At 63.7% G+C, this 5,969-nt stretch carries 6 protein-coding genes; 2 read left to right on the top strand and 4 right to left on the bottom strand.

Annotated features, from left to right (window positions below):
• The coding region (locus EN906_RS20140; RefSeq protein WP_127375327.1) for an extracellular solute-binding protein at positions 1 to 383 on the bottom strand (383 nt) is incomplete at its 3' end.
• Positions 384 to 747: 364 nt separating this feature from the next.
• Here EN906_RS20140 and EN906_RS20135 point away from each other — a divergent pair.
• Positions 748 to 1,770: a substrate-binding domain-containing protein gene (locus tag EN906_RS20135; protein WP_127267792.1), complete on the top strand. Its 1,023-nt coding sequence runs from the start codon at positions 748 to 750 to the stop codon at positions 1,768 to 1,770.
• Between the two features lie 86 nt (positions 1,771 to 1,856).
• On the opposite strand, the gene EN906_RS20130 is transcribed toward EN906_RS20135, so the two are convergent.
• Together EN906_RS20130 and EN906_RS20125 are read right to left on the bottom strand one after the other, a co-directional pair.
• Complete coding sequence (locus tag EN906_RS20130) at positions 1,857 to 3,101, bottom strand: NAD(P)-binding domain-containing protein (protein ID WP_127267793.1); 1,245 nt, start codon at positions 3,099 to 3,101, stop codon at positions 1,857 to 1,859.
• 164 nt (positions 3,102 to 3,265) lie between these two features.
• A complete protein-coding gene (locus EN906_RS20125) occupies positions 3,266 to 4,174 on the bottom strand; it encodes a LysR family transcriptional regulator (protein WP_127272264.1) in 909 nt (302 codons plus the stop codon).
• 134 nt (positions 4,175 to 4,308) lie between these two features.
• Between EN906_RS20125 and EN906_RS20120 the strand changes: the two genes are divergently transcribed.
• Entirely contained in the window at positions 4,309 to 4,803 is a 495-nt protein-coding gene (locus EN906_RS20120; RefSeq protein WP_127271222.1) for a hypothetical protein, read from the top strand.
• Positions 4,804 to 4,814: 11 nt separating this feature from the next.
• On the opposite strand, the gene EN906_RS20115 is transcribed toward EN906_RS20120, so the two are convergent.
• On the bottom strand, positions 4,815 to 5,969 hold a 1,155-nt coding region (locus EN906_RS20115), incomplete at its 5' end, for a S8 family serine peptidase (RefSeq protein ID WP_127375326.1).

Here is a 5,969-nt window from a genome sequence, read left to right as displayed (position 1 = left end):
TCACCGAGCGGCGTCAAAAGGCCCTTCGACGCCAGGTCCTGGATAAGACCCGGCTGCGGCAGCACGGCGATGTTCGGCGGGCTGCCGGCCTGCGTGTCGATGACGATCTGCTGCTCGTAATTCTCCGAGGAGGAGTATTTGATCTCGACGCCGGTGGCTTCCGAGAAATAGTCGAGAACGCCGCGCACCAGGCCTTCGTCCTCGCCGCGCCACGGTCCGAAGATCGACAGCGTCTCACCCTTGAGGTCGACTTTCTTGAGCTCTTCGTAGTTCGCCCAGTTGAAGCGCTTGTCTTCGCCGGGCTTGAACTTCAGTTCGGCCTGCGCGGGCGCGTTCAGGGCGAACGTGGCAAACGCCGCACCCAGCAAAAGCATTTTCTTCATCGGTATTCCTCCCAGTGGGTCTCACACACCGGACGGAACCTCCATTCCGCCCGCCGACGCCGCAGGACTGTGACTCAGTCGGAAAGGAACCGCAACCTTTCGAAGAGTCTTCCAAAGCGCTTTGGCTTTCTCGATCACGCCATTGAATTGCTGGGAAGTCAAGAGGCCGGGCGGATTAATCGATTTAGGTTCGCGCATTTGCGCCCCTAAAAGTGCGCTGCAACATGCTATTATGGCGATGCAGCAGCAATTTTTGTTTCAAATACGCCCGAACCGCGTCTATGGTTCGGCTTGGTATGGCTCGGCCCCGCTGGGACTTGGGTCGATTCAATTTAAAAGCGCTTTGAGGGAATGGAGACCTTTCGTGAACCTCAAGCAGCTCGCCCATATGCTGGCACTTTCGCAAACCACGGTAAGCCGTGCGCTGAACGGCTATCCCGAGGTCAACGAGGAGACGCGCAGGCGTGTCATGGATGCCGCCAAGCGCCATGGCTATCGTCCCAATCCGAGCGCGCGCCGGCTGGCGACCGGCAAGACCGGCATGATCGGCTATGTCCTGCCGACCGGTGCGTCGGTCGACATCGATCCGCATTTCGTCGAGTTCCTGTCCGGCCTTGGTGACTATGCCCGTTCGCACGAGCTTGACCTTGTGCTGTCGCCGGCCGACGCCGACGACCAGGAGACGACCTACCGGCGCATCGTCGCCAACAGGCAGGTCGATGCCGTCTACATCTCCTCGCCAAGGCCCGCTGACCGGCGCGTGGCGCTGGTCAACACGCTCGGCATTCCCTTCATCGTCCATGGCCGCAGTGAGGGCTTCGACTTCGACTATGCTTTTACCGACATCGACAATGAGGGCGCCTTCCACGAGGCGGCCAGGCTGCTGATCCAACTAGGTCATCGGCGGCTGGCGTTGATCAACGGTGACGACCGCGAGACCTTCGCCATCCATCGCGAACGCGGCGTGCGCCGGGCGCTCGCCGCGAGCGGACTGTCATTGAGCGAACGCCATGTCTGCTCGGTCGATATGACCGAGGAGAACGGCTATCGCGCCACCAGGCGTTTGCTGGAAGAGGACGACGCGCCGACGGCGATCGCCTGCTCCAGCCTGATCATGGCGCTGGGCGTCGTGCGCGCCGTACGCGACCTCGGCCTGAGCATTCCGAGCGACGTCTCGCTGATCGCCCACGACGATGTCTTCCCCTGGCTGAGGCCGGAGAATTTCTCGGTGCCGCTGTCGACGACGCGTTCATCGATCCGTCTCGCCGGCGCCCGTGTCGCCGAGCGGCTGGCGGCACGGATTTCAGGACTGGAGGAGGGGGCGCGAGGCGAGGTCTGGCCGGTCGACCTGGTGGTCAGGGGATCCGTGGCGGGGGCGCCTGCGTAGCTGGAGATCAAACCCATGCTCTGCGGGAACCGAGTTGAGACGCGACACCCGGTTTACCCAATCATGGATCGGCTGTGTCCAGTCCGTCACGAACGCCCGACGATGTGTTCGACAAGGCGGTGCGCCTCCTCGGCAATCGCTAATATTATGCCCGATTTGCGCGTGGAGGCGAAATCTAAGCCGGCGAAGTAGATACCTGGCTGCGCAGCCACGCCATCCTCATGAACGGGCCGTCCCTGCGAGTCGAGCACCCCAGGGAGGTTCACCCAACTGAAATCACCCCGGAAGCCAGTACACCACACCACGGTCGTTATGCCGGACACGGCAACATCAAGAGAACGAATAGTCGGGTCCGGCAGATATGCCGCGACAGTCTCCGCAGGATTGGGTTCCGAAACGGGAGCATCGATTCCGGAGCGACTGATATATTCGTCGATATAGCGTTTGACGTTGGCGGAGGCTTCATCCCCAAAACGAATATGGGCTTCGAGATCGTCGGCGAACGAGAGGCGGCCGCCTTCCTCGACGCCTGCGAACCGGCCCAGCAGCACGATACCTCGGGCGCTGAGCGCTTGGAGGCTAATGGTGCGTTCTGCCCCAAGCAGACCACGAGCCGGAATGCGTTCCGCAAGACGGATTATCTCCTCTCGACGCACGTCGAGAAACCCGCTCTCGACCAGCCACATCATAATGTGGCGACCTCGGTAGCTCCGAGAGAGTCTTCCAACCCGGCTTGTGGCAAGGAAGACCGTTCGGCCTGCTTCTGCCAAGTCCTCTGCGATCTGGCCACCCGACTGGCCGCCTCCGACAACCAGCACCGCTCCATCAGCGAGATCGGCGGCGCTGCGGTAATCGGAAGCATCGATCTGGCAGAGGCCGGGCGGCAGCGAACCGGCCCAAATTGGGCGCACCGGACAATTCAGGTCGCCGCTTGCGATCACCACGTTCCGCGCCAAAACTGTGCCGCGTGAAGTGGTTAGCCTATATTCGCCATTATTGTGTCCACTGGCGAGTTCGGTCACGGCAGTATCCTGTTCGACAGGGAGGCCGTGCCGCTTGGCGAAATCCTCGAGGAGTGCGACGAATTCGTCGCACGTCAGGGTACCGGACGGATCCGAACCGTCATAGCAGTCGCCTGGCATCACGGTCTGCACGTTGGGGGTATTCATCCGGAAAGAGTCCCACCGCTGTGTGCGCCAGGTCTCTCCGATGCGGCCTCTCTCCAGTATCCTGTGGCTTAGGCCCCGCCGTGCCAGCGAATGGCTGATGCCCAGGCCGGCCCAGCCGGCCCCGACGACCACCGCATCGAGGACATTGGCGTTACTCGTCATTGCCGCAATCCCGATGCTAGTGCATGTCGCCCAAAAATGGCGTCCGCATAGTCTCCCCGAAGGTGCGAGGGCAAGATAGCAGTTCTGTCGGCTCACGCCACGATCAAAATCTCGCCCGACGCCGGCAGTGGGGAGGCCACCGCAAGGGGCTGGATTCCGATATCTCACGCCGCGGATTTGAGGTGGTCGATGAAGGCGCGCAGCTTCGGCAGGACTTGGCGCTTGCCGGGATGATACAGGAAGACGCCCGGCGTCGTGGCGGCGATGCCGTCCAGCACCGGTTCGAGTTTACCTTCGGCTATCGGACCTTCAGCGATTGGTCGAGGCGTCTGCGCCAGCCCGACGCCCCGCATCGCGGCCCCGAGCAATGTCGGATAATCGTGCGCAATCAGCGGGCCTGAGAGCATCGCCTCGATCGCCTCGTTGCCGTCGACGAAAGCCCAGGGCGCAATGGCGCCATTCGAACGGCGCAAGCGCAGGCAGGCGTGGTTGCGCAAATCGTCGACGCGTTCGGGGTGGCCATGGCGTTTGAGATAGTCAGGGCTGCCGACGACCACGAAGGAAAATGACGGGGTTAGCCGCACCGCGACCATGTCGACCGCGATGAACTGGCCAAGACGGATACCGGCATCGAACCCGCCGGCCGCGAGATCGACCATCTCGTCGCTCGCGGCGATCTCCAGTTCGATCTCGGGATAGGCCCGGCAGAACGACGCGATCATCGGCTCCAGGATCAAGGGCACGACGGCGCGGGGTACGGACAGGCGCAGCAGACCGGTCGGCCGCCGGCCGATGTCACGCACCGCCTCGCCGGCCGCCACAAGTTCTTCGAAAGCAGGGCCGGCACGGTCGAGGAACCGTTGGCCAGGCTCGCTCAAGCCGACACTCCGCGTTGTGCGAACGAACAACGCCGCACCCATGCGTGTTTCCAGCGCGCGCACCGCCTGGCTCACGGCGGACGGTGTCACGCCGAGTTCCGCTGCGGCGCGGCGGAAGTTGCGGTGCCTGGCGACGGCCAGGAATGCCTCGACGCCCTCCAGCGCTCCGTGCCGGACTGTGTAGTTCTGCTTCATGGGTTGTTGTGATTACAGCGGATGGTCGAATTATGGAAGCGGGCTTAGTAGGTCGGTCAAGGTAGTCCGCCAAGGGCTGCCCTGCGTCTCACGCGGTGTCGGAGGTCGCATGAACCAGTTTCGAGAGAGGCCAGATGTCAACCGAGGTCGTGTTCCAAATCCATCTTGTTCTGGGCTATGTCGCGTGGCTGCTTTGCTTCGCCGTATACGGTTTGCCGTGGCTCAGGTCTATGGACCGGGTCGCGACGCAACGCGCTGTCGCCACTCTGCACAGCTTCCGCTTCTTCGGGCTGGTCTTCCTCGTTCCGGGTGTCGTCGGCCCCGATTTGCCTGCCGGCTTTGCCGTGTTTGCTGCCTACGGCGACCTCATAACAGGAGTGCTGGCCATGCTGGCGCTGGTCACGGCAAGGATACCTCGGATCTTCTGGGCGCTCGTCGTTGCCTTCAATCTGGTCGGGACTGTCGACCTCGTCGTAGACTATTACCACGCCATCCAGGTCGGCCTTCCCCAGCGTGCGGGCGAACTGGGCGCCACCTACGCGATCCCGATCATCTACGTGCCGCTGCTGATGATCACGCACACCGTCGCGCTCTATTTTCTGGTGCGTCCTCCGCAAGCCGCGACTTGACCTGTCGCAGACTAATCCTTTGCCGCCGCCCTGATGTCCAGCAGACCGTAGCCGAAATCATTGTCGCGTCCCTTGGGGCCGAGATCCCTGGCCGTCGCCGCGAGCGCCTTCTCGATGCCGTCGGCCGTTCGACCGGGCGCGGCGTGGATGAGATTGGCGATGGCGCCGCTCACGATCGCCGCCGCAAACGAGGTACCGGTGACCACGTCCGAGCCGGCGCCGCTCGGCGCCACCATCTCGACGCCAGGCGCCGAGATGAAGACATAGGCGCCGCGATTGGCCTGCGGCATCAGCCCGTCCTTGGCATCAGTGGCGGTGACTGCGATGACACCATCGAAAGCCGCCGGATAGCCATAGGGCGCCTTCGGCCCGTTGTTGCCGGCTGCGGCGACCAGCACCATGCCGAGTGCGCGGGCATTGCGGCAGGCGACGCCGAGCAAATCGTTCTTCGGCCCGACGAAGCTCATATTGATGATGCGCACGTCCTGTTCCGCCGCCCAGTCGAGCGCCGACAGGATGACGTCCATGGTCGACTTGCCGCCCTCGAAGGCGCGGGCGTGATAGATCTTTGCGCCCGGCGCCATGCCTTCCAGCACGCCGACGCCGGCGATCAGCCCGTCGATCGACGTGCCGTGATCGCGCTTTTCGATCGGCACGTCGGGCATGGCGTCGAACTGCCCGGCAATGACGCCCGACAGCGCCGGGTTGGTGTCGTCGATGCCAGTGTCGATCACCGCGATGCGGACGTTTTCGCCGCTGGCCTGCTTGGCATCGAGCGCGATACGATCGAACGCATAGTTGACGATGCCGGCGGCCTGCTGCAGCGAATAGACATGGTTGGGCTCGCGCCGCTGGGTGCGGCCGTCGGCGGCCAGTTGCGCCAGCACGACGCCGACGGGCCGGCCGTCGGGAATGCCGAAGCGCACAAGCGTGGTGCCAAGCAGAAGCGACTGGCGCTGCGAGCGCACCTGCAGGCCGAAAGAAGCGGCGATCTGCTGGACGGCGCCGGCATCGCCGTCGACGGTCACCAGCACCTCGTCGGGCACGAAATCGCCGACCACCGCGCGCGGCGGCTGAACGGCAATGAGATCGGTCGGCGAGACGATCGGGCCACCGGGCGGGGGGCCGGCTTGGTTATCGGCAGGCGGCGTCGCGGGTGCCGGCCC

It is taken from the genome of Mesorhizobium sp. M7A.F.Ca.CA.004.06.1.1 (assembly GCF_003999135.1).
In the GTDB taxonomy this organism is placed as follows: domain Bacteria; phylum Pseudomonadota; class Alphaproteobacteria; order Rhizobiales; family Rhizobiaceae; genus Mesorhizobium.
This window is presented reverse-complemented; position numbering and strand designations above follow the sequence as displayed.